Consider the following 25288-nt stretch of genomic DNA (forward strand, 5'->3'; position numbering starts at 1 on the left):
GGGTTGCAAACGTACAGATGATATAATGGACATAGAGAAAACAAGGCGGTCACAGCCCACGAAAGAGCCAGGAGAACGCCTGCGGATATTGCGTGAGAGTGTTAAGCTGTCACGGCAAGATATCAACCGACCCTCGAAAAAGCCTTTAAAATCAACGTTTTTCGGCACTCAAGACCCCTCAAGTACGCCATTTTGTACGCCAAATTTTTTGAAAATCCCTGATATGACAGTACCTGTTTTGAACATAAAAATCCGGTATTTCGCCGTGAAAAAATCATAAAATCACGGAGGATTTCAACATGAAAGAACATAAAAATTATGAAGTTTTAAAGTACAATGAGCCTGCATTTGCAGGGGCAGGAGACTATTTGATTCCGTTAATCAAGTTACAGCCTGTTGAAGAAAAGTAGCTGGGAAAATACGGACGAATGCGCAGAGCATTCCTGAAGGAACATAATCCAATACTTTTTGATGACTTGGTACTGACGGAGCAGCTGTTTCCTCATCTGTGTGAAGTACAGGAGATTGCGGAGAAAAGAGTGGAAGTCATTATGAATGGACTGCTTGAAAAGAATCCGGCACCGGATAAGGAAACGGATGCTATGGCTTGGGTAAGGCATATAAATATGCTGAAAGCAATGGCGGAGGAAGTTGTGGTTAGAGAAGTAATTTATAGCGAATAAATCATTTTCAGAGCCGGCTCTGTGTAGTAAATATGGAAAATCAGACTTTGGTTAATAAAAATGTCTATAAAACGAATAAAAACTTGCGACTAAAACAAAAATGTGGTTTACAAACGATATTTTTGAGATATAATATAAGTGAATAAGCAAATTGCGAGGTGCTGTATGCTGATATATTATCGTTTTAATAATTTTTGTTCATTTAATTGTGAAAGTGAGTTTTCCATGAGCGCACCAACCGGAAAGGTGAAAAAGCGTTTTCCGGACAACTACGTGGAAACTGCAGAAGGATTTGATCTGCTGAAATCTGCAGTGATCGTTGGTGAGAATGCCGGTGGTAAATCTAACTTTATCAATAGCTTAAAATATTTGAAGTCTTTGTTTGTAACCAACAGTCAGGTGAAGTCTGTTCGTCCGTATGTCAATGCGGCAAGTCTGAATGAGGAAAAGAATCCTGTTCAGAAGTTTGAACTGTGTTTTAGAGCAGAGAATGGGAAGGTCTATATTTATGAGCTTCATATCAACGAATATAGTATTCTTCTTGAAAAGTTGCAGGTTTTGAAAAAGAGAAAAGGAACTCCGGATACAATCTTTGAAATCAGAAGAACAGAAGACGGAGCATGGAGAACGATAGCTCAAAACATCAATGGCTTATCTGCAAGCATGAACAAGTTTTTGCTTGGAGATGGTACAAAGGCGGGAATGAATATCGGTCTTATTGTTTCCAGATATGCGTTGCTTGGTAATGAAGATGCAATGTCTGTAGTCAACTGGGTAACAAACATGTTGTATCCAGAGGCTTTGGTTGCTGAACAGTCAGAAGATGTAATCAAGCAGGATGCCGATATGCGTATTCTGGAAGATGAAAGATACTTGGAAATATTCCGTATGGTAGACTACAGTATCTGCGGTATCGAGCTTGATAAGGAAAAGCCATATAGCAAGACAATCATTATCCGTAAGGATGAGAATGGCAATCTTTTCAGAAGAGAACTGCAGATGGATTCTACCGGTGTTCGTGAGTTCTTTGCATGGGCGGTACACATTTTCCGTGTGGTATATGAGAATAAGATTGTGTTTGCAGATGAAATGGATCGAGTGCTGAATCCGATTCTTTCTGACCGAGTGATCGCATTTGTGAACGGAGCAGAGCATAATGGCCAGTTTATTTTCTCTACCCACAATGTGCTGCATCTGGATTTGAAGACCTACATGAAAGAGCAGATTTATTTCGTTACAAAGAACAGAGAGCAGCTGACTTCGGAAATGTATTCTTTGTCTGATTTTCCGGAAGTTCGTTATGAAACGACTAAGATTTATGAGTTTTATATGAAAGGCATTCTGGGAGGTACAGCATTTGAGTAGACCGGAACGTAAATTACAAAAACGATTTGTTGTTTTCTGTGAAGGCGATACAGAATACAACTATATTGATAAAATGAGAAAGCACCAGGATGTGCAGATTGCATTGAAGCCAATCAATATGCACGGTGGCGGTTATACTAACTTCTTAAAGAAAATAAAGACAGAATCACAGACAAATTGTTTGGCAAAATTCATCATCGTGGATGCCGATCGTCTGATGAAGCATCAGGGTGAAAAGGACAGTTTTCTGCAGTTGGCTGAGTATTGCAGACTACAGAATAAGAAGGGAACGATTCCTCATTTCCTGATTGTGAACAATCCGGATTTTGAGTATGTAGCTTGTCTGCATGTGCCAGAGTACAAGGGACAGGAAGTGACAAGGTTCCTGCAGACGGTTCTTGGATTCCAGTCTTTGGAACAGTTTAAAAAGAACACGGAAGTGTATGAGTGCCTGAATAATGGCGAACGTTCTTATCAGGTCCTGATTCAGAAGATTCAGGGCAAAGATATGTTCGTAAAGAATACATATTCTGTGAAGAAAAAGAATTTTGAAATTGCTATCAGTCGAACAGATGTAAAATGGGAACTGCTTGACCGTAAGGGCAGCAACATGGAAGAATTTTTCAATGTGATAGACTGGTAAAAGATGATAAGCTTCTGATTGATAGTGTTTACTGCCAGTCAGAAGCTTTTTATTTGGGCTGCGGATATTTGGAGAGAAAATTAAAAATACCGGAAACGGCAAAAACAAAAGAAACAATGGGATAAAAGTTTGATATATTGCCGATGATGTGATATACTATATCATAGTAAAATGTAAATTTTGATTTGATTTATAACGGAGAAGAGCAGATGCGATACCTTTCAGTTACTGAAATAGCGAAAAAATGGGATGTGTCGGAGCGCAGCGTAAGAAATTACTGTGCTCAGGGACGTGTGAACGGTGCATTTCTTACCGGTAAGACTTGGAACGTTCCTGAAAATGCAGAAAAACCAGAACGTTCCAACAAGAAAAAAGAACAGCCAATTACATTGCTGGATATTCTGCAGGAGCAGAAAGCGAGCAAGTATTCCGGCGGCATTTACCATAAGACACAGATTGATTTAACATACAACTCCAATCATATCGAAGGTAGCCGTCTGACCCACGATCAGACCAGATATATTTTTGAAACCAACACCATCGGCGTAGAAAAAGAAGTGCTGAATGTGGACGATGTGATTGAAACAGCAAATCACTTTCGCTGTATTGATATGATTATTGATAATGCAAAGGCAGCTTTGACAGAGAAGTTTATCAAAGAACTGCATCTGATCCTAAAGAATGGAACCAGTGATTCCAGAAAAGATTGGTTTGCTGTAGGCGATTATAAAAAGGTACCAAACGAAGTCGGTGGTATGGATACTGCACTTCCGGAAGAAGTTGCCGATAAAATGAAAGCGCTGCTGACAAAATACAACGGAAAAGAAAAAAATACTTTTGAAGATATTCTGGATTTCCATGTAAAGTTTGAACGAATCCATCCATTTCAAGATGGTAATGGTCGTGTAGGCAGACTGATTATGTTTAAGGAGTGCCTGAAATATAATATTGTTCCGTTCATCATCGAAGATAATCTGAAAATGTTCTATTATCGTGGATTGAAAGAATGGAACAATGAAAAAGGCTATCTGACAGATACTTGCCTGACGGCACAGGATAAATATAAAGCATATCTGGATTATTTTAGGATTGAATATCGTTAATAAACAGTTAGTTGTTGTAATATTTGCAATAAGTGTGAAAATTCATTGGTTATTAGTGATGTTCGCCATAGTTTTAGGGAATGTTTGCGCTAAAAAAGGAGAATAGTTTTATGGAACATTACAATAGAGGTTCTGAATGGAGAAGATGGGATCTGCATATCCATACACCTGAAACACAAAAGAATGATCAATATCAAGGTGAGACAGTAGAAAAAAAGTGGGATAAATACTATAAAGATATAAATGATTATATTGGAGATGGAACAGATCCGTTGAAGAATATTGCGGTGCTCGGAATAACGGATTATATGTCCATTAAAAATTATAAAAAAGTAATAAAAGATGACAGGTTACCTAAAAGTGTAAAAATGGTAATTCCTAATGTGGAAATGAGGATTGCACCGATTGCAAAGAATTCACCGATTAATATTCATTGCTTGTTTAATCCTTGTATAGCCGATCAATTGGAAAGTTGATTTTTTTCACGTTTAAAATTCAGATACAATGATAGGGATTGGGGAGCTACAAGCAGTGAGTTGATTGCTCTTGGACGAGAATATTCAGAAAATCCTAATTTGGCGGAGGACGTGGCATATAAAAAAGGAATAGAACAATATGTTTTGTCGTCAAGTACATTAGTAGAGGTGTTCGAATCGGATCCACAATTAAGAAAAGATACTATTATTGCTATTTCAAATAGTGATAATGATGGAGTGAGTGGGCTAAAAACGCATTCCGAATTTTTGACAGACAGTGGATCCCAGCTGGATGCGACTCGAACTCAGTTGTACCGATTAGCGGATATGATTTTTTCGTCAAAGCAAGCTGATCGAGACTATTTTTTAGGCAAAAAGGTAGATGATGAAGCTACTGTTATAAAAAAATATCGTTCCTTAAAACCATGTATCCATGGATCTGATGCGCATACAAATGATAATATATTTGAGCCGAGTCAGAATAAATATTGCTGGATTAAGGCAGATCCTACATTTAATGGATTGTGTCAGTTGCTATATGAACCAGAGCAGCGTGTTCGTATTTCTCAGACGAAGCCGGAGGTAAAGGCTGATTATCAGGTGATTGAACATGTTGAAATAGAAGACGAGGACTTTGCTAAAGAAGCAATTGTGTTCAGTGATAAACTAACTTGTATTATTGGGGGTAAATCAACAGGAAAATCTTTGTTGTTAAATAATATTGCAAGGACTATTGATAAAACTCAAGTTGATGATAAAACAGAAAAAACCAAAGCAAATGGAAAACTGATATCAGAAATGAAAGTATATTGGGCAGATGGTTCTGTTGTATCTACATCAAAGCCAGACTCAAAACACAAAATCGTATTTATTCCACAAACGTATCTTAATCGCTTGAGTGATGAGCATGAAGAATTAACGGAAATTGACGAAATTATCCATGATATTCTTATGGTAAACCCTGAAATGCAGAAATCATATCACATGATGGAAAAGGAATTGTCAGAATATAAAGTGACTCTTGATGGGAAAATATTTGTGTTGCTTCGAGCATATTCGGATTGCAAAAAAGTGCAGGAAGAAATAACAAATATTGGTACATATGATGGGATTATAAAGGAAATTGAAAAATTAAAGAAACAAAAAGATGGTTTATCTGCGGGAACATCATTGACGGAAGATGATATACAAAAATTCGATAAAGCTCAAAGTACCTTAACTCAGATTAATGCAAAGTTGAAAAAATTAGAAGCGGATATAGAGTTTATTTTGGCTACAGATTCGGTTGTGGAAATCATTTCTGTTCCAAGAGATATTTCAGATGAAACAAAGAAAATGTTTATTGATACCGCTGAAAATATTAAAGCAGTTGCAATAAAAGAGTGGAACGTTCATAAAGAGAAAATACATAAAGAACTTGAATTTCAAAAAATGCAATTACTTGATGAAAAAAATATCAGTGAAGGAATTATTAAATTAATAGAACCTAAAATTGCAGAGAATAGTGCAATTAAAGAATTGACGGAAGCAATTTTGAAGGAGGAGAAAAAGCTATTTGATTTTAATGAAAAAACAAAACGTTTAAAAGAATTAAAATCATTCTATGAGTCTCTTGTAATGGAAACATCAGAAGCATTTACATCATTTATGGCTATACATCAAAAATATGCGGAAGTTGTTAATAGAAATAAAGATATATCAACAGATGGACTTGAATTCTCTGCTTTGACACAATTTAGAGGAGAAGCTTTTTCAAAAAAATTAGGTGAGCTTTTTGACAGAAGACAGTTAAAAGCTCATAGAGACCTATTTGATATTGATGATAGAATTCTGATAGAAATGATAACTGTTGATAAACTAAAAGCTTTAATTGCATTTACTGTAGAAGAAAAAATAAAGCTCACAAAAGGTCGTACTACAGAAAGTGCTCTAAGAAATTTGCTGGACGATTGGTTTAATACAGCATATCAGGTTAAAATGGATAATGACGGAATCGAAGAAATGTCGCCAGGAAAAAAGGCATTAGTGCTTCTTAAAATGTTGATTAATTTAGCCGAAAGTGAATGTCCAATATTAATTGATCAACCAGAAGATGATTTGGATAATAGATCTATATTTGATGAACTAATTCCTTTTATCAGAAAAAAGAAGGCTGTACGTCAGATTATTATTGTTACTCATAATGCAAATGTTGTATTAGGAGGAGACGCAGAAGAAATAATAGTTGCAAATCAAACAGGAAAAAATGCTCTGAATAAAGCATATCGATTTGAATACAGAAGTGGTTCAATTGAAAATGATTTGCCAATTATAGGTGAAGAGAAATATGTTTTAGGATCACGAGGTATACAACAACATATTTGTGACATTCTCGAAGGTGGTAAAACGGCATTTGATTTGAGAATGCATAAATATCGTATGTAAACTGTAGTATACGAAACGAGTAGGAGAAAAGAATATGAGTAATAAAGGTGTAATATACATTCTCACAAATCCTTCTTTCCCAGATTATGTGAAAATAGGATATGCAGATGATATAGACAAACGATTGAAGCAATTAAATCGCAGCGAATGTATTCCGTTCGCATTCCGAGTATATGCTACATACGAAGTGAACTCAAGATTGTCAGATTTGAAGCTTCATGCGATTATTGATAAGTTGAATCCGGACTTGCGATCTATTGATGATTTTAATGGACAGAAAAGAATTCGTGAGTTCTATGCAATGAAGCCGGAAGAAGCCTATGCAATTTTGGAAGCAATGGCAGAAATCCACGATTGCAAAGAAAATCTGAAACTGGTTGCCCCAAGTGATGTAGAAGCACAGGAGGAACAGTTGGCACAGGAAATTGACACAGAAAGCCATGAAAAAGCGGAGAATTTTTCTTTTACTAAATGTCAGATTCCTGTTGGAGAAGAAATCGAATACTATGATGATCCAAATATTAAGTGTAAGGTTGTTGGTGATAGAAAAGTTGAATATCAAGGAAAGGAAATGTCGTTGACAGCTGCTGCAAAACTTATATCTGGAAAGAAGTATTCCATAGCTGGCCCGAGGTTCTTTAAATATAAAGGCGAGTGGCTAAATGATATTAGAGCACGAATAGGATTTTAAATTTTTTTACAAATGATGTTCCGATAATATTTTATTATCAGAACATAAGATAAACGGGAGGAGGACTAAGTAAATGGCTTCCAATTTCAAATTTTTAGAAACAGAATTTCCGGTTCTTGCTAATTTTGGTGATTTGGCGGAACAGTATTGTTATACAGATCCGAACTCATGCTTGATGAAGCTGGGTATGATTGGCGAAACAATCGTAAATTTAATGTTTACATATGATAAGATTCCTGTGCCTTATGATAATTCTGCAGTGAACCGTATCAATGTGTTATCGTCTGAAGGTCTTTTGACAAGAGATTTGACTGATATTTTGCATGCGCTTCGTAAAGTGAGAAATAAGGCTGTTCACGAAAATTATGCTGAAAGCTCAGACTGTCCGGTTTTCTTACAGATGGCACACAGCTTGTCTGAATGGTTTATGCAGACTTATGGTGACTGGAATTACCAGCATCAAGATTTTGTTATGCCTGTAAAGGAAGAACAGAAAACAGAGAAGATTATCGTTTTGAGCAAAGTCCAGGAAGAAGAAAAAGAAGAAGAACTTACAAAAGCAGCTATTGCCTGTGCTGAACAGGCTGAGCAGGTAGATAAGAAAGTTCGTCTGAAACAGGCTAATAAAATGGCAAGTCAGCGTCAGAAGTCTGAGGTTGAAACTCGCTATATGATTGATGAACAGCTGCGTCAGGTGGGCTGGGAAGCCAATACACAGGAAATCCGTTATGCAAAAGGCGCAAGACCAACGAAAGGTCATAACATGGCGATCGCTGAATGGCCAACAGATTCTACTGTTAGCAAAAAAGGCTATGCAGATTATGCACTGTTTGTAGGGACAAAACTTGTTGGTATTATTGAGGCGAAAGCTGTACATAAGGATATTCCATCTGTAATTGATTATCAGGGTAAAGATTATCCAAGAAATATCCGTAAAGAAGATGTTGAATATCAGATTGGCACTTGGGGAGAATTTAAGGTTCCGTTTACTTTTGCAACAAATGGAAGACCTTATTTGGAGCAGTTCAAAACAAAATCCGGCATTTGGTTTCTGGATTTAAGAGAGCCATCTAACGTTCCTACTGCATTACACGGTTGGATTAGCCCGGATGGTATTATGGAACGTCTGGAAATGGATATTCAGGCGGGCAATGATTCGTTGAAGGCAATGCCGTATGACTTATTAACAGATAAAGACGGTCTGAATCTGCGTGAATATCAGGTGAAAGCAATCAAAGCAGCCGAAAAAGCAGTTATTGATGGTCAGAGAGAAGTTCTGATTGCTATGGCAACAGGTACAGGTAAAACTCGTACTGTTCTTGGCATGATTTACCGCTTTTTAAAGACAAATCGTTTCAAACGTATTTTATTCCTTGTTGATAGAACTTCTCTGGGAGATCAGGCTTCAGATGTTTTTAAAGAAGTAAAACTTGAAGAACTGATGACCCTTGATGAAATCTATAATATTAAGGGATTAGACGAGAGAACAGTAGATAAAGAAACTCGTATTCAGGTTGCTACTGTTCAGAGCATGGTAAAACGTATTCTTTATAATGAAAGTGATGTAATGCCGGCGGTAACAGATTTTGACTTGATTATTATCGACGAGGCCCATCGTGGTTATATTTTAGATAAAGAAATGGGTGATGTAGAAGTTCTGTATCGTGACCAGCGAGATTATCAGAGTAAATACCGTACAGTAGTAGAATATTTTGATGCTGTAAAAATCGCACTTACTGCGACACCAGCATTACATACAACAGAAATTTTCGGACAACCAGTATTCAAATATACTTACAGAGAAGCTGTTATAGAAGGGTATCTGGTAGACCACGATGCACCGCATCATCTGGAAACAAAACTCAGCACAGGTGGTATTCATATTAAAAAAGGTCAGACAGTAACAATCTATGACCCTAATACTGGAGAAATAACCAACAGTGAATTATTGGAAGATGAACTGGATTTCGATATCGAAAACTTCAACAAGCAAGTTATTACTGAAAATTTTAATAGAACTGTACTGGCTGAAATAGCAAGAGATATTGATCCGGAAAATCCAGAAGAGCAGGGAAAAACTCTTATTTATGCGGTTGACGATCAGCACGCAGATATGATTGTTTCTATTTTGAAAGAAATATATTCAGAAACTGGTGTTGATAATGATGCTATTATGAAGATAACTGGCAGCGTTGGCGGTGGTAATCCTAAGAAGGTAGCAGAAGCAATCAAGCGCTTTAAAAATGAGCGTTTTCCAAGTATTGCTGTTACCGTTGATTTGCTGACAACCGGTATTGATGTTCCGGAAATCACGACATTGGTATTTATGCGTAGAGTAAAATCCCGTATCCTTTTTGAACAAATGTTGGGACGTGCTACAAGATTGTGTCAGAAGATTCATAAAACACATTTCGAGATTTACGACCCTGTCGGTGTTTATGATTCTTTGGAACCGGTAAATACTATGAAGCCTGTTGTTACAAATCCTACAACTACATTTACACAGCTGCTGGATGGCTTGGAAGAAGTGGAAGATAAAGATGTTGTGCAGGCTCAGATCAACCAGATTATTGCAAAGCTCCAGCGTAAAAAGCGCCGTATGAGTGAAAAGACTATGGAGCAGTTTATCAGCATGACTGATGGAATGGATCCGACTCAGTTTATTATTGATATTGAAAGACGAAATCCAGAAGATGCAAAAAAACGTCTGCTTGCATATAGAGAAATGTTTGCATATATTCAGCAGACAAAAGCTAATGGCGGTAATCCGGTGGTTATTTCCGAGGAAGAAGATGAATTAACTGGCCATACAAGAGGTTATGGTAATTCTGAAAAGCCTGAAGATTATCTTGATGCTTTTTCTGAATATGTTAAAACACATATGAATGAAATTGCTGCATTGAGCATCGTTTGTACCAGACCGAAAGATCTGACAAGGGATGCGCTGAAAACATTAAGATTAACTCTTGACAGAGAGGGCTTTACAACACAACAGCTGAATACGGCAATATCAGAGCTTACCAATGAGGAAATTGCTGCTGATATTATTAGCCTTATTCGTAGATATGCTATTGGTTCTGCGTTGATTAGCCATGAAGCAAGAATACGCAGAGCAGTAGATAAATTGAAAAAAGCTCATAACTTCTCAAAACAGGAGATGAGTTGGATTGGACGTATGGAAAAATATTTGATGGAAGAATCCGTATTGAATGTCCAAGTATTTGATGAAGATAGTCGTTTCAAGAGCTTCGGTGGATTTGCGAAAATCAACAAAGTGTTCCAGAATAAGCTGGAAAATATCGTTCTTGAATTAAACGAATATCTTTATGATGACGGAGGTAGAGTTGCATGACAACACAAGAAATTGTTTCAAAGCTGTGGAATCTCTGTAATGTGCTCAGAGATGACGGTATCACATATCATCAGTACGTAACCGAATTAACCTATATTTTATTCCTGAAAATGGCGAAAGAAACCGGTGCGGAATCCCAGATTCCAGAAACCTATCGTTGGGATAATCTTACATCCAAAAGCGGTATTGAACTGAAAAAGTTCTATAAAGAACTGCTTTCTCATCTTGGTGAAAACTGCACCGGTCGTGTGCGTGAAATTTATCAGGGGGCGGCAACAAATATTGATGAACCGAAAAACCTTGAGAAAATCATTACAACTATTGATGGTCTGGACTGGTTTTCTGCAAGAGAAGAAGGTCTTGGTAATCTTTATGAAGGTCTCTTGGAAAAGAACGCTAACGAAAAAAAATCCGGCGCAGGCCAGTATTTCACCCCTCGTGTACTGATTGATGTAATGACAAAACTGGTGAAACCACAGCCGGGTGAACGCTGTAATGACCCTGCCTGCGGTACATTTGGTTTCATGATTTCTGCCAGCCAGTATGTGCGTTCACAAACTGATGATTTCTTCGATTTGGATGCAGATACCGCTAAATTTGAAAGAGAAGAAGCATTCACCGGTTGTGAGTTGGTGCATGATACACACCGTCTGGCACTGATGAACGCCATGCTGCATGATATTGATGGTAAAATCACTTTAGGCGATACTCTGTCCAGTTCAGGTATGAGCATGAAAGATTATGATGTTGTATTAACCAATCCCCCGTTTGGTACTAAAAAAGGTGGTGAGCGTGCAACACGTGATGACTTTACATTCCCTACAAGCAACAAGCAGCTGAACTTCCTTCAGCATATTTACCGTAGTTTGAAAACTAACGGCAAAGCACGTGCTGCAGTAGTTCTCCCGGATAATGTTCTTTTTGCTGATGGCGATGGTGAACGAATCCGTCTCGACTTGATGGATAAATGTAACTTGCATACAATCTTACGTCTTCCTACTGGGATTTTCTACGCTCAGGGTGTTAAAACTAACGTACTGTTCTTTACACGTGGTAAAACAGACAAGCATAACACCAAAGAGGTTTGGATTTATGACTTGAGAAATGATATGCCATCTTTCGGCAAGACAAATCCTCTGAAATCAGAACATTTCGATGATTTTGTGGAATGTTATGCTGATGGTGATCTGAGTAAACGTAAAGAAACATACAGCGAAGAAAATCCAAACGGCAGATGGCGTAAATTCACTATTGAAGATATTCTGGCTCGTGATAAGGCAAGCTTGGATATCACATGGATGAAATCAGATTCCGGAACTGATGATTATACTCTTGCTGAATTGCTCGATATGATTAAAGAAAAATCTAGCAATATTGCAAAAACAGTTGCAGAACTGGAACAGTTAATAGGAGAGGTGGAAGAATAATGGATACCAAGGCATTAAGACAAAAGATTCTTGACCTTGCTATCCGTGGTAAACTTGTGCCACAGGATCCTAATGACGAACCGGCATCGGTTCTTCTGGAAAGAATCCGTGAGCAGAAGAAGCAAATGGTCAAAGAAGGGAAACTCAAAGCAAAGGATATTAAGAACGATTCTGTTATCTTTGTTGGTGAGGATAGTTTGCATTATGAGAAGTTCGCTGACGGTAGCGTGAAATGTATTGAGGATGAAATCCCTTTTGAGTTGCCAGATGGGTGGGCATGGGCGAGAATATTTTCTATCACAGAAGATTTACCGTATGGAACTGTAAAAAAATCAATGCAAACAGGTCTTGTTGCAGTATTGCGCATGGGAAATATTCAATCCGGTGAAATTGACTATTCAGATCTTGTGTATTCCTCAGATATTGACGATATTAAAAAATATACCCTTGTAAAAAATGATTTACTTTTTAATAGAACAAACAGTGCGGAATGGGTAGGCAAAACTGCTATATATCGTGGAAATATGCCTGCAATTTATGCGGGTTATCTCATAAGGGTGAGAGCATTTATTGATTCAGAATACTTGAATGTAGTAATGAATAGCAGTTATGCAAAGGCTTACTGCAATTCAGTAAAAACAGATGGTGTAAATCAATCGAATATTAACGCACAAAAATTAGGAAATTTTTTAGTGCCTATTCCGTCTCTTGTCGAACAGAAGCGTATCTCATCCAGTATTGTTGAATTTATTCCAAGAATTTCGATGATTCAAGAAGAAAAAGAGCATATAGCAGATTTGGTTCTGCAAACAAAATCCAAAATTCTCGACCTTGCCATTCGTGGTCAACTTGTACCACAGAATTCGGATGATGAGCCTGCTTCTGTTCTGTTGGAACGTATCCGTGCAGAGAAAGAAGAACTCATCAAACAAGGCAAAATAAAGCGTGATAAGAAGGAATCTGTCATCTTCAAAGGTGAGGATAACTCTTATTATGAGAAGATAGGAAAAACAATCAAGTGTATTGATACAGAAATTTCTTTTGAAATACCAAATTCATGGTTGTGGTGCAGGCTTGATTCTATCGGGAATTGGCAAACTGGTTCTACACCAAGTCGAAGAAATGATGAATACTACGGTGGAAGTATACCATGGATAAAAACAGGTGACTTGAACAACGGATATATTATTGATATTCCAGAATATATAACAGAAAAAGCACTTAATGAAACTGCTGTAAAATTGATCCCTGCTGGTACGGTACTTATCGCAATGTATGGAGCTACTATTGGCAAAGTAGGCATAACCACTTGCGAAGCGACCACTAATCAGGCTTGCTGTGCTTGTTGCAATCTATACGGTGTATTGTCTGAATATCTTTTTTACTATTTACAATCACAAAAAGAAAACTTTATAAATATGGCAGAAGGTGGAGCGCAGCCCAATATATCAAAAGAAAAAATAGTCGCTACACTTATACCTGTTCCACCGTATGAGCAACAGATACAAATAATAAACATAATCAAAATATTTAACAAGCATATAGAATCAATAGAAAAAAGCCTCAACTGAGGCTTTTTTCTATTGGTAGAATTGTATTAAATAACAATTCAATTTGGTTTGCAATTACTTGTTGCTCTTTTAATGGCGGTATCGGAACAAGAAGTGATTTAACACTATCTAATTTAAGATTTTTGACTGTTGACCCCACCGCCAGCGAACTTAATGAATTATACATTGTAGACGAGCTAAGAAGATAATAAAGATAATCTTGTTCAAATGCGTCCTCTGTATTACCAATAACAAGCCAACCGTCATGAATACAACCCTCCGTTTTGAGAATATATGGTCGTCCAAAACTCATAGAATTAGTTAATAAGAAATCACCACTTTTTACATATCTTGTTTTTGTTAATCCGTCAGGACGAATTTTTTCTTTAGTGCAATAAATATACTTGCCACCTTGTTCTGTATCTCCTATTTTAATCCAATTCAAACCATTATCATCATTGGTTAAAAAAGCTTCTATAGGGCGTGGTGACCCACCTCTGGCGACTGTGCATATATTTCCTAAACGTTCATATTCCCATCCGTCAGGTAAATCAAATGGAATCTCATTATTGATACAGCGACTTTTACCATCGAAGAACTTCTCATAATAAGAGGAGTTCACACATTGCACCTCTATAATTTATTCAGCGAATTATCGCAAATAAACTATGGAGGTGTCTTTTATGAAGACAAAAATTACATTTGAGGAATATCTGAAAAAGGATAACCTCGCTGAAAACAGCATCGAATCTTACCTGTGGACAGTAAATTATTTTACTGCCAACTATGAACAGATATCATCGGAAAATCTGCTTGCATACAAAGGTTATCTGATGGAACATTTCAAGCCTAAGACTGTCAATTTAAGAATACAGGCTATGAACAAGTATCTGGATTATCTGGAAAAGCCACAGCTCAGGCTCAAAGCTGTAAAAATTCAGCAGAAAAGCTTCTTAGAAAATGTAATCAGCAACGCTGATTACAAGTTCCTGAAGCGTCAGTTAAAGAAGGACGGGAATATGGAATGGTACTTTGTAGTTTGGTATCTTGCTGCTACTGGAGCACGTGTGAGCGAGCTTATTCGTATTAAAATCGAACATGTGGAACTTGGCTATTTTGATTTATATACGAAAGGTGGAAAGCTTCGTCGATTGTTTATTCCTAAGAAATTGAGAGAAGAAACTATTGCATGGCTGGAGGAAACAGGACGTTCTTCCGGCTATTTGTTTTTGAATCGTTATGGTGATCGCATCACTACCCGAGGTATTTCACAGCAGCTGAAGAACTATGCTGATAAATATGGCCTTGATAAAAAAGTGGTTTATCCTCATTCATTCCGTCACCGCTATGCAAAGAACTTTCTCGAAAAGTATAATGATATTGCTTTGCTTGCCGATCTTATGGGGCATGAAAGCATTGAAACCACCCGTATATATTTGCGCCGAACCGCCAGTGAACAACAGGCTCTTGTAGACAAAATTGTAACATGGTAAAAGCACAGCCGCCCTTGCAACATGAGGGCGGCTGTAGCATTTTTATAATAATGATTTTTCTATTGTGTTGAGTATTTGAAACAAAATTTTTACTTTTTCAACGATTCTCAATTGTTCATTATATGGCGGTAATAAAATTTGTATATCCTCTATAAATTTCGAACTTATATTAGGTTGCGCTCCACCATATGCATTTTTTAAGATGAAATCTTGCATTCCTCGTAAATAGATATCTCTGTATCCAACACAAAGAATTGTATCGTCTTTTATCCTAACGTTGCCAACACGTTGATTTAAATATGCAGGGAGATCGCTTTTGTATACTCCCATCTTTCCGGTTGTAGCACCAGACATTGCAATAAGCAAATCGCCTTTTTCAATCACAAAACGTTTATCAACCTCTTGATTCCAATAAACACACTCTTCTATAGAAATTGTTTCATTTTGTATATCGGAGATTCGAATAATTGGAGTTCCATTTTGTGAGAAATTAGAGCTTTTAAATGCATATCCATTTCTCACTTCACAAACATCTTTTAAAGCAATTTCACTCCATCCATCTGGAATCTCATCATAATAAGAGTTATCCTCACCTTTGAAGATGATGGATTCTTTCTTATCACGCTTGATCTTACCCTGTTTGATGAGTTCTTCTTTTTCTGCACGGATACGTTCCAACAGAACAGAAGCAGGCTCATCATCCGAATTCTGTGGCACAAGCTGTCCACGAATGGCAAGGTCGAGAATTTTGGACTTGGCTTGCTTAATTGTTTCGTGGAGAGAACTTTTTTCATTCTCCATTGTAATGACAAAATTAAATATCAAATTAATTTTATTAACAATACGAATTTGCTCATTATGCGGTGGAATAGGAATCAAATACTGTGAAAAAAAATCTTTGCCGACACGTTGTTGACCGACTGCACCAGAAAATGTCTGAACTCCTCCTTGAATAAATGATTCCATTTTAGCAATCCATAACAGGTATTCATTTGATATAGTTCCATCAAGCGTTCTTAAAATATGAAGTTCAGTTGTTCCAGCACCATAGCCATTTACTAATTTTTTAAAAATAACCGATTTTCTATTTTCAAAACATGGCGTAATTTTAGCAATACCAATATCATTTTCTGCAAAATGAGTAAATCCACTTTTTACATTATTCCAAGTTCGAACTTCATAGGTGTGAGTATTAACATATCCTTCAGAAATCATAGGCATAGGAATAAAAGAAACTTCTAAATCATCAGCAATATTATTTCGTGGATTTATGATACAAATTGTTCCAATTCTCGCCCATGCCCACCCATCTGGCAACTCAAAAGGGATTTCATCCTCAATACATTTCACGCTACCGTCAGCGAACTTCTCATAATGCAAACTATCCCAGAGGAATCATCCAAGATATGTTCACGAGTTATAATGGGAGCAACAACAAGAAAGCTAGTAAAATAAAGGGTTTCTTGATGTTCTAGTCCTATTTCATTGACCACGAAATAGTGTACTCTTGCGCAAGATACAACAGAATACTTACTAACCAATGTATTCAGAAGATGAGGTGTTTTTACACATAGAATGCAAGGTAGGACTAGTTGGTAAATATAGTGGAACAACCACGCAATTTGATATTTGCTGATTAGGTCCTGCCTATTTTTGATTATACAAAAGAATTAGGCAATTATAAAGAAGAAATTTTTAAGACCGAATTAGCTCTGATAAATCTATCAGCGTATCCGGTCCTATTTTATTGGGAAGGAGAGAGCAGATAGCAATGACAAAACGAGAGTTAATTCAGTTCATGAACGAGCTGGTGGAATTAGCCAGCGAGGAAAACAAGTCAAGGGTAATCTTGGTAAAGGAAAAGTTTATCAATGACTTTGAAAGAAGCTATGAGTACGAAAAGGAGGTTCAGACAGAGATTACAGAACTGTCACCATACTATATGGCGGCAATGCCGGATTTGATACAGGAAGAAATCAAGGCAAAGGTAATCGCTGCATTGTCAGAGTATGGTGAGTGTACCCCGGAAAATGTGGAAAGAGCAATGAATTCCAAAATCTATGACTTAGACGACTTGATTAATATTAAGGAATATGTCAGTCGTATGGAGGAGGAACAGCGAAAGAAAGCAGAGCAGAAACGGGGGAAAGGCAGATGATAAAAGCAATTATCGGTATCGGAGTTGTATTAGTGTGGATTACATTCTTTGCGCTTGCTAAAGCGGCAGGTATGGCAGATAGAAGGTTAGAAGAAATACAGAGGCTTTACGCCGAGCGAGAGGCGGGTGTTATCTGTGGGAATTAACATAAGAGTGCAAAAATCTCCGAAGCCGAGAACTGTTGTGACGGCAGCGACAAAACTGGAAAAAGATTTGAGAAGTTGTATGCGATGCGGATATTTTCATGGTAACAATCGTCAATGCATAGCAAAGAAATGTGTTAAGGAAAATGTGAAACAACCGGTCATAACGGAGGAAGAAAAGCAAAATGTATGAAAGCGGTATTAGGACTGATTAAGAAGAAACCAAGAGTTATCGAACAGGAGGAAAAGAAAGATGGATAGACATATTGAAGTTGTAGGTGTGGATCACGGCTGGCCGGGAATGAAAACAGTTAGTCAGGTATCCACAACCGGAGTAAAGGAAATCACAACGGAACCCGCTTTTTACAATAATGTGGTAGAGTTCAATGGTTCTTGTTACAAAGTAGGTGGTAAGCGACCCGTAGGGTTGCCTCTTACAAGATTTGGAGCTGAGAAGCAGGATTTTATCGACTACTTATCAAAGGAAAAGGAAGTTGCTTTTAGATTTGATAATGAATAGTATCGTATCAAACTTGCAAGATCTTATGGTATCAATCAGGTATCGAAAAATATCAATATCGAAAACCGTAAGAAGCTGATTAACGGTAACGGGTTTGTGTTTGGTGTACCGGGTAGTGGTAAGTCGCACTTCTGTAAAATGGAATTGGGACAGGTCTTTCTCGGTGAGGAAGATGAGATTATCCTTATCGATCCGATGAATGAGTATTTTGACATCGCACACACCTATGGGGGAACGGTAGTAAATATGTTTACCTACACGGACAACTACGTGAACCCTCTTGATATGGATGTCTGGAGTCTTGACTTAAACGACAGTAAGGGAATGATCCGCGAAAAGGGTGAGTTTATGCTCGATCTTTGTGAGCAGTGTATGGGTGAGAGCCTTAACTCTCGTCAGAAGTCCATTATTGACCGATGCGTAAGAAAGCTCTATATCGAGATTGCAAGAAGCAGGGAGAAATAGGTGCCTGTTATGCCAGACTTTTATGATATTTTGATGAACCAGCCGGAGGAGGAAGCAAAGGATATAGTGCTTTCCTTAGAGCTTTTTGTAAATGGTTCGTTAAATATCTTCAATCATCAGACCAATGTGGATGTGGATAATCGTTTTACAGTTTATGGTATCCGTGACTTGGGTACGGAGCTTAGTCCTATCACAATGCTTGTTATGATGGAGAGTATCCGGAACCGTATTATTGAGAATGGTAAGAGAGGAATTGCAACTTGGCTCTATATTGACGCTTAATTCAGAGTATTCTGCGAAGTATTTGCAGCAGCTCTGGAAGAAAGTGCGTAAGCAGGGAGGTTTATGCACAGGTATTCCTCAGAATGTGATCGATCGTTTGCAGAACTACACAGCAACCACAATGCTTGCAAACTCTGAGTTTGTGGCTCTCTTAAAGCAGGCAAACACAGACAGTTCCAAAATGGCAGAGGTTATTGGTGTGTCAGAGGCACAACTTAGATTCGTAACCAATACCCAGAGTGATATGGGACTTATGAAGTGCGGAAATGTAGTGATTCCTTTTGATAATACCATTGAAAAGGGTACAGACCTTTATAATCTCCATAACACCAACATCCATGAAAAAATCGCTATGGAAAAAGCAAAAATGCAGTTGACAACGGTTGATTTTTAGGTAAGATGGCAGGTGATAAGACGGAGTAAATCATGCAGGAAAAGTAACCAAAGTGTATATATTCCGGCGTATCAGCATAGAATAAAAATGTAATTGCATTTTTGCTGGTTTTAGTGTAGAATGTAATTAGGAAAGCTGTGCATCAGCGGTGGGTTGACACCTAAAATCTGATACGTTTTCCGAACGTAGGTGTCGGAGGTTGGCAGGCAACGGAAAAACCTGTTATTTTCCAGACATAGGTGCTGGAGGTTGGCAGACAACGGAAAAATCAACCATGATAAGGGAATGTTTGGTGCTGCGGCATGAACATTCCCTTTTCTAAATATTACGGAATTAAGGGTTTGGTTATGGACAAAAGACGTGCAATTCATATAATGACAAAAGCGGCTGAAATATACAGGGACAATCTTGAGGATCAGAAGGTATTATTTCTTTATGGTCTGCCTTCGGATGTGAAAAAGCAGTTGCAGACAGAAGGAAAAATTTTGTCATCCATACAGGGGTACGAGGTGGCTTTTCACAGATACAATTTCCTGCATTTAACCGGAGTTAAACTAAATAAGGGTGGAACAGCTTCGGCAATCCATTTTTACCAGAAGTGTTTGGATAAGAGATTGACAGAAAATGATTTTGCTTTTGCAAAGGACGGTTCTACGGGACAGAAACTGGATATATTGGAAAGTATGATGCAGATAAAAAAGAATGTAACAATGATAGGAGAATTTACAGACAGAGGTCCTAAGTTGTATGCAGAAAAGGCAGCTGGTAATGTGTGTGGGTGTATCGGCTTTGTGCAGGATAAAAACACAAAACTGAATGTGCCTAATACGCTGTTGAAAAAAGATATAAGAGATGTGACAGCACAGCCTACTTATAAGGTGTTTGCTGTAATATCAAAGCATTATACGGATGATAAGTATTCACAGCTTGCCAAACTTGATAAGAGGATTGATTTAAGCGAATGTCACTTTAGAGAGGAAATAGAAAATCTAATAGAAAGAGACAGGTTGTAGTATGTCAGGCAAAAATCATAAGATGGTAAATGGCAGACTGCTTCAGACGGATAAAAAGTTTTCTTCCTTAAAGGAAAAGCAGAAAATAAAAATTGCGGAGTGGATTTATGAGGCATACCGTAAATGTTATGTGCAGTCAGGGAAGATACCTGCTAAAAAGAATGATAGTGAAATTTTGTCCGATGTATTTGTCAAAATTGAAGAAGAACAGATTTGGATTCCGGATAGGGAAATATATGCTTATTACCATAAAAGAAAAGGTAAGCTGCAAAAACGCTTGGAAAAGGAATTTTCCATAGAACAATTAACAGAATAAGGGTAAGAATCAACGCATCTAAGCCAAATGGTTTAGGCGCTATTTTTTTACCCATTTTTAAGGCAGGTGAGAGAGAAGTTGGACATTAAAAAAGTGGATGACAAGCCTATGGTCATTCATACCAAAGAAAAGACAAAGCTGCATATTAAGCAGGAGCCGGAGGCAAAAATCAAAGGCAGAAATGTACTTGTGGTTGATAAAACTCCTAATGCTGCGGGTGTGGATAAGGAGGTTATTAAAAAATCATCCGCAAAAGAAGCTGTCAAAAAATCCATGCAGAAGGAAAATGAAATGTATGCACAGGTGCGGAAGGCAAAGCAGGATAGGGAAAAGGCTATCGGAAAAAAGAATGAAACTGTGAAAATGGTTGCTTCTGCTGGCGCAATGGCAGCTCTAGACCAGATGGAAGGCGGTAATGAAGTCTATGAGTCTTATCAGGTAGCAAGAACGCTTTTAGCTCCGGCAGAAAGTGCAGCAGATGCAGGCAGACGGTTATACCGTTCTCAGGTAGCCAAAGCACAGGCAAAGAAGATTAAGAAGGTACAGGCTGGGAAGAAAATCGGTAAAAAGACCGTCAGGGATAGTGCTACGAAAACTGCAAAATATACAGTTAAGAAGGTGGCAAAAGAGGCTGCGAAAGAAACAGCCAAAGAGACTGCAAAAATTGCAGCAAAGGAAACAGCCAAAGCCACAGCGAAAGTGGTAACTACCACAGCTACGACAACAGCAGGTACAGCCATTTCGCTCGGAGTGGGTACAGCAATCGGTCTTGCGGCTGGTGTTGTAGGTTATGCAGACGGTGTGGAAATTAACAGAGAATTGGAAAGGCACAGAAAAGAACAGCCTTATGACGATTGAGGATTATTTCAAGTATTTAGACCTCGACAAATTTGAAAGCAGAAAAGATGTGGCAGAAGCAAAGTTGGAGCTTGGAAAGACATTGGGAGATGAAAAGGAATGGAGTGAACATTACTTTGTGGCAAATGTATCGGTATCTGCAAGATTCTGTACGGATGATGGACAGCTTGCAAGATTTCTCGGAGGTTTTTATAACAGTACGTACCAGCAGGTTTTGTTTGATAAAAGTATGTGTTCCGGAGAGTGTCTGGATAAGCTTTCTGAGCTTGGTATGGATGTAAAAGGCAGGGTAAGCATTGGTAGTCTGTCTTATACCAGAATGGATGCAGTTTTTGAGCAGGGGCAGACACTTCACAATCTAAACAGAACTGACTACCGTGTAATGGAAAAGCTGTCTGATAAGAATCTGCTGCTTATGGATATTAAGACGGGGAATTTTGTGGTGGCTCAGGGAACCAACCTATTTGCAAGACATCCTCGTGGAGAAAAAGCTGCGGAAACTAACAGTCTGATGGGAATTGAATGGGGACAGGGCTTGTATTTAGGCAGTACACCGTTAACCATAGATTTCCGTCATATCAGACAGGAGTATGGAACGAAAAGAACCATAGAGGACATCTATCAGTATCGTGAGATGTTGCAGGACAGATTTCGTCTTTATACCAGAATGGAAAAGGACGAGCTTTTAAGTGATGAGGCGAGGGAAGCCATTATGCTTGTGGGCTGTAAAGAGTTTGGGACAAGTGATTATGAGCATTTCAGAAAAGGCTTGCAGGAAGGTCTTTACGACAAAGGGGTTTCCGAAATGATGGAAAATCAGAAAGAAAAATCAAGATAGTGGAGGATGATGAAAATGGAAAAGCAGATTACAGCAAAGGAAGTCCGTAAGGATATGGAATATCTTGTGAAACTGCTTCACAAGGAATGGGAGCGTAGCGGTAAGACAAAGGCTGTTGTTACGGTACAGCTTGAAGATGTGCCGGAGATTAAAAAGCGTATGGCGGGAGTGATTGCGGATAAGCAAAAGCACCTTGATTTCTGGGAGTTTAATCCACCTCGAAACCAAGTACCGGTGTTGTGGTATGTTGCCGTAAAACAACCGGTCTAATTTGTTGTTAACGTCGATATTTTTTTGTATAGGCACTAGCGTAAAGAAATGGGGAAAGAAAGCGACGCTATAAGTATCGCTCCTTGCAACCCCCATGAGGTGTCCAAGTTGTTCCTCAGCATTGCACTATTCTCCCCATCAAGGTCTTTCCGCACCATTCTGTCGTCAATAATGGTGTGGCGGTTCTGGCAGGTTTGACCCCGACATCATATTTATATAGAAAAATGTGATAGACTAATGGGAAAGATATTTAAGAAGAATGTCTTGACAAAAATAACTTCTGTATGATAGTCTAAATAAGTATATATTTACAGATTTCAAATTATGTAGCTACTCGCTACTGAAATGACTAAATTCTGTGCAATGGGTAAAAATAATAATGGGGCAGTGTACCCATTAATTTGAGTTATATATGTCCATAGCGTCTAATTTGGTCGTTTATGGACTTTTTTATTGTGAAAAATTACGGAGGTGAAGCTTGTGAGTATTTATAAGAATTTGCAACCACATGTGCATGTACTAAAGTTGACCGGTGGTACGGGAGATGGTAAGACAGAGATTGCAACGGTGTTTGCATCCAAAGAAGCCAGAACGGTATTATTAAGAGGTGTTGGGCGGACAAATTCAACTTTGAAGGAACGTTTATTAGTATATTCCGAGGAGTATGCAGATAAGCTTTTAGTTGCTGTAAAGTTAAATGTGGAACCATATGACAAGTTGAGTATGAGCGATCTGTTTGTTTCATCTGTGGCAAAGGTAGTTAGAAGTCAGGGAAAAGTAGTAGATTCTGTTGTTGGAAAAGACGAAGAAGAATTGAAGAAATATTTGATTCAAGAAATGCAGGCAAAGAATAATGCAAAAGCTGTACTATCTTTTTTGACAGAGGAACAGAAAACAAAGATTATAAATGATTTGGTAGATATATACCATAGTTATTATATGTCAGAATACAATTATGAAATATATAACAGTGTTAGAAATAATCTGCCAGAAGGCGAAGCGAAGGATAATTCCACAAAATTTTTATCGGCATTAAAAAATGAAGTAGAACGAATGATTGATATACAGGGAGAAAAAGTACGTGAAAGCCTGTGGGATGTTCTGGATGAAATAAATCAATCGCTCCATGAAGTGTTTTTTGAGTATTTCTGTAAAAGTGATATTTCAGAAGATGGCTATTATTATAAGGAAATTTATTTAGACAGTCCGGATGAGGCATTTATAGATGCAATGTTTACCGCCAACGATATTCAAAATGGTCAGAGACTTTCTTTGGAAGTGTTTTGTAATGATATAGTTATTTACATTCCGGTAAGTCAGGCGATAACTAAAATAATCAGATCAAACGGGAAAACAAATGCTGTTTTTAAGGATAACAGGGACAAAGTTGTATTTGGTATTTTTGACACGAGGGGACTTTTCCATGCAGAAAATACAGAAGACGATAATGCCGATTATCTGAATGATTTATTATATCAGGGAGATGCGGATGCATTATTAATGGTAGTTCCTCTATTTGGAGATTCTAATGAGAAAAAAATACAGGAATTGTATAAAACTGTTTTTGCTACTTACAGTAAACAGATACCTGCTTTTATGATACATAATAAGGTGGATTTGTTTGTAGACTCCATTCGAAAAGATAGCTATATGGATGATCCTCTTTCAATGGATATGGAGTTGGGGCAAGAGTTATCAAGTAAAGAAATTATAAGCGCTATATCGGCAAGAGAACAGGAGCTGCGAGAGGAAATACAAAATGCCCAGACAAAATCCAGACAAAATTTGAAGATTAAGTCATTATCCTGCTATTTAAAAAGAGATGGCTCAATGCAGGAAGAAATTGTCAAAAGATATAACATATCAAATGTAATCATGACCATATTTGCAGATACAGCCGATTATCTTGAAAAATCAGCAGTTAAAATTCCGGTAAAAACAGACAGACCGGAAAGCGAAGTGGTTGTCAGAATTGATAAAGCAAGATTAGCTGAAATTGTTCATGAGTATCTGTTGAAGGATGTAACGAATAAGAAAGTGTTTGCACCGGGACTTGAAGATTTAAGATTAAGTATTGGGAAAACACCACATGGAAATTCCTATTATGCATTACGTAGAAGGTTGAAATATGGAGATGGTTATACATGTAATATTGACGAATCGTATTATTATAATTGCAAGTCCTTTTCCATAAATTTTACAGCCAATTTACGGAATTTTGTTTCTACAGATATGGCTAAAAGGATTGTAAAGGAAACCATGAAATTATCCGGTGGATATTTTACAAAGGATAAGGATGAAGAAGAATTCTATTATATTGTAGAAGGCAGAATATTCCCGAAGATGTTTGTGGGACAGATGTTATATCATAAAGCAATGCTAAGTGCAGAGCAGGAAGCAGTAGGATTTATGGCGCGATTCCAAAAGTTTCTGAAGAATAGTCAGCGATTTTTTGATAGTGGAAATTTGGACGAGCAAGCATATGTAGATGCTATGTATCATGTAGTCTATGAGGCAGCTCAGAGAGCATTGAATATGAATGTAACTTTGAGGTAGCTTATTATAGAGCCTAATCTTTGTCACGAGTACGAAACTACCCGTTTCGGAAAGAAGGGGATGAAAACAAATTAGGATTAATAAGAACGAGTGTTCGATATATTATATGAGTATGACGTAGTATATACCGTCAATTTTACGATCAGCACTGCCAGGGCATTTTTGGATGCGTCGGAACTCCTGACAGAATAGCTTGCGAAGGTTTATTCCCTTTCCTTTGACAAATACAAAGATGTGAAAAATTTTTGTATCAAAAGGAGAGATAACA

Annotated in this window: 25 protein-coding genes; 23 read left to right on the plus strand and 2 right to left on the minus strand. The window is 37.7% G+C overall.

Features of this window, described 5'->3' with window-relative positions; translation table 11 throughout:
- Nucleotides 1-410: 410 nt before the first annotated feature.
- The 10 genes from FYJ39_RS10715 to FYJ39_RS10760 all read left to right on the plus strand — a co-directional run bounded on the left by FYJ39_RS10715 (nt 411) and on the right by FYJ39_RS10760 (nt 13735).
- A complete protein-coding gene (locus FYJ39_RS10715; protein WP_268890671.1) occupies nt 411-683 on the plus strand; it encodes a TnpV protein in 273 nt (90 codons plus the stop codon).
- A gap of 225 nt (nt 684-908) precedes the next feature.
- A complete protein-coding gene (locus tag FYJ39_RS10720; RefSeq protein WP_235919800.1) occupies nt 909-2048 on the plus strand; it encodes an AAA family ATPase in 1140 nt (379 codons plus the stop codon).
- Complete coding sequence (locus FYJ39_RS10725) at nt 2041-2691, plus strand: RloB domain-containing protein (RefSeq protein ID WP_154472463.1); 651 nt, start codon at nt 2041-2043, stop codon at nt 2689-2691. Before FYJ39_RS10720 ends, FYJ39_RS10725 begins: the two co-directional genes overlap by 8 nt.
- Nucleotides 2692-2900: 209 nt before the next feature.
- On the plus strand, nt 2901-3794 hold the full coding sequence (locus FYJ39_RS10730; protein ID WP_154472464.1) for a Fic family protein: 894 nt from the start codon (nt 2901-2903) through the stop codon (nt 3792-3794).
- 110 nt (nt 3795-3904) lie between these two features.
- Nucleotides 3905-4270 (plus strand): hypothetical protein, encoded by a 366-nt coding sequence (locus FYJ39_RS10735; protein ID WP_154472465.1) that lies wholly within the window; start codon nt 3905-3907, stop codon nt 4268-4270.
- A 111-nt stretch (nt 4271-4381) separates the two neighbouring features.
- Nucleotides 4382-6694 carry a TrlF family AAA-like ATPase gene (locus FYJ39_RS10740; RefSeq protein WP_154472466.1) on the plus strand — a complete coding sequence of 771 codons (2313 nt, stop codon included), beginning with the start codon at nt 4382-4384 and terminating at the stop codon, nt 6692-6694.
- A 34-nt stretch (nt 6695-6728) separates the two neighbouring features.
- Nucleotides 6729-7385 carry a GIY-YIG nuclease family protein gene (locus tag FYJ39_RS10745; RefSeq protein ID WP_154472467.1) on the plus strand — a complete coding sequence of 219 codons (657 nt, stop codon included), beginning with the start codon at nt 6729-6731 and terminating at the stop codon, nt 7383-7385.
- Between the two features lie 73 nt (nt 7386-7458).
- Nucleotides 7459-10737: a type I restriction-modification system endonuclease gene (gene hsdR, locus FYJ39_RS10750; protein ID WP_154472468.1), complete on the plus strand. Its 3279-nt coding sequence runs from the start codon at nt 7459-7461 to the stop codon at nt 10735-10737.
- Nucleotides 10734-12164, plus strand: coding sequence for a class I SAM-dependent DNA methyltransferase (locus FYJ39_RS10755; RefSeq protein WP_154472469.1), 1431 nt, complete (start codon nt 10734-10736; stop codon nt 12162-12164). The genes hsdR and FYJ39_RS10755 overlap by 4 nt, the downstream gene beginning before the upstream one ends.
- A complete protein-coding gene (locus FYJ39_RS10760; RefSeq protein WP_154472470.1) occupies nt 12164-13735 on the plus strand; it encodes a restriction endonuclease subunit S in 1572 nt (523 codons plus the stop codon). The genes FYJ39_RS10755 and FYJ39_RS10760 overlap by 1 nt, the downstream gene beginning before the upstream one ends.
- Here the strand turns inward: FYJ39_RS10760 and FYJ39_RS10765 are convergent.
- Complete coding sequence (locus FYJ39_RS10765) at nt 13728-14336, minus strand: restriction endonuclease subunit S (RefSeq protein WP_328597542.1); 609 nt, start codon at nt 14334-14336, stop codon at nt 13728-13730. The two genes, FYJ39_RS10760 and FYJ39_RS10765, sit on opposite strands and share 8 nt — an antisense overlap.
- Before the next feature lie 61 nt (nt 14337-14397).
- On the opposite strand from FYJ39_RS10765, the gene FYJ39_RS10770 reads away from it, so the two are divergent.
- Nucleotides 14398-15207 (plus strand): tyrosine-type recombinase/integrase, encoded by an 810-nt coding sequence (locus FYJ39_RS10770; protein WP_154472471.1) that lies wholly within the window; start codon nt 14398-14400, stop codon nt 15205-15207.
- A gap of 42 nt (nt 15208-15249) precedes the next feature.
- On the opposite strand, the gene FYJ39_RS10775 is transcribed toward FYJ39_RS10770, so the two are convergent.
- Nucleotides 15250-16557 (minus strand): restriction endonuclease subunit S, encoded by a 1308-nt coding sequence (locus FYJ39_RS10775; RefSeq protein ID WP_195840415.1) that lies wholly within the window; start codon nt 16555-16557, stop codon nt 15250-15252.
- A gap of 421 nt (nt 16558-16978) precedes the next feature.
- Between FYJ39_RS10775 and FYJ39_RS10780 the strand changes: the two genes are divergently transcribed.
- The 12 genes from FYJ39_RS10780 (at nt 16979) to FYJ39_RS10820 (ending at nt 25020) form a co-directional block, all read left to right on the plus strand.
- Nucleotides 16979-17365 (plus strand): hypothetical protein, encoded by a 387-nt coding sequence (locus tag FYJ39_RS10780; RefSeq protein ID WP_154472473.1) that lies wholly within the window; start codon nt 16979-16981, stop codon nt 17363-17365.
- Nucleotides 17362-17511, plus strand: a complete 150-nt coding sequence (locus FYJ39_RS20490) for a hypothetical protein (protein ID WP_195840416.1) — start codon at nt 17362-17364, stop codon at nt 17509-17511. Before FYJ39_RS10780 ends, FYJ39_RS20490 begins: the two co-directional genes overlap by 4 nt.
- 250 nt (nt 17512-17761) lie before the next feature.
- Nucleotides 17762-18028, plus strand: coding sequence for a hypothetical protein (locus FYJ39_RS10785; RefSeq protein ID WP_235919801.1), 267 nt, complete (start codon nt 17762-17764; stop codon nt 18026-18028).
- 138 nt (nt 18029-18166) lie between these two features.
- On the plus strand, nt 18167-18493 hold the full coding sequence (locus FYJ39_RS21675; RefSeq protein ID WP_456236683.1) for a hypothetical protein: 327 nt from the start codon (nt 18167-18169) through the stop codon (nt 18491-18493).
- Nucleotides 18494-18502: 9 nt separating this feature from the next.
- Nucleotides 18503-18775 (plus strand): hypothetical protein, encoded by a 273-nt coding sequence (locus tag FYJ39_RS21680; RefSeq protein WP_456236684.1) that lies wholly within the window; start codon nt 18503-18505, stop codon nt 18773-18775.
- A 43-nt stretch (nt 18776-18818) separates the two neighbouring features.
- Entirely contained in the window at nt 18819-19169 is a 351-nt protein-coding gene (locus tag FYJ39_RS21685; RefSeq protein ID WP_456236685.1) for a hypothetical protein, read from the plus strand.
- Between the two features lie 347 nt (nt 19170-19516).
- Nucleotides 19517-20182: a PBECR4 domain-containing protein gene (locus FYJ39_RS10795; protein WP_154472474.1), complete on the plus strand. Its 666-nt coding sequence runs from the start codon at nt 19517-19519 to the stop codon at nt 20180-20182.
- Between the two features lies 1 nt (nt 20183).
- Entirely contained in the window at nt 20184-20498 is a 315-nt protein-coding gene (locus FYJ39_RS10800; RefSeq protein WP_154472475.1) for a transposase, read from the plus strand.
- 78 nt (nt 20499-20576) lie between these two features.
- Nucleotides 20577-21356, plus strand: a complete 780-nt coding sequence (locus tag FYJ39_RS10805) for a hypothetical protein (protein WP_154472476.1) — start codon at nt 20577-20579, stop codon at nt 21354-21356.
- A complete protein-coding gene (locus FYJ39_RS10810) occupies nt 21298-22194 on the plus strand; it encodes a hypothetical protein (RefSeq protein ID WP_154472477.1) in 897 nt (298 codons plus the stop codon). The genes FYJ39_RS10805 and FYJ39_RS10810 overlap by 59 nt, the downstream gene beginning before the upstream one ends.
- 15 nt (nt 22195-22209) lie before the next feature.
- Nucleotides 22210-22464, plus strand: coding sequence for a hypothetical protein (locus FYJ39_RS10815; RefSeq protein ID WP_154472478.1), 255 nt, complete (start codon nt 22210-22212; stop codon nt 22462-22464).
- Between the two features lie 480 nt (nt 22465-22944).
- Complete coding sequence (locus FYJ39_RS10820; protein WP_154472479.1) at nt 22945-25020, plus strand: hypothetical protein; 2076 nt, start codon at nt 22945-22947, stop codon at nt 25018-25020.
- Nucleotides 25021-25288: the final 268 nt, after the last annotated feature.

It is taken from the genome of Clostridium porci, from assembly GCF_009696375.1.
In the GTDB taxonomy this organism is placed as follows: Bacteria; Bacillota; Clostridia; order Lachnospirales; family Lachnospiraceae; genus Enterocloster; species Enterocloster porci.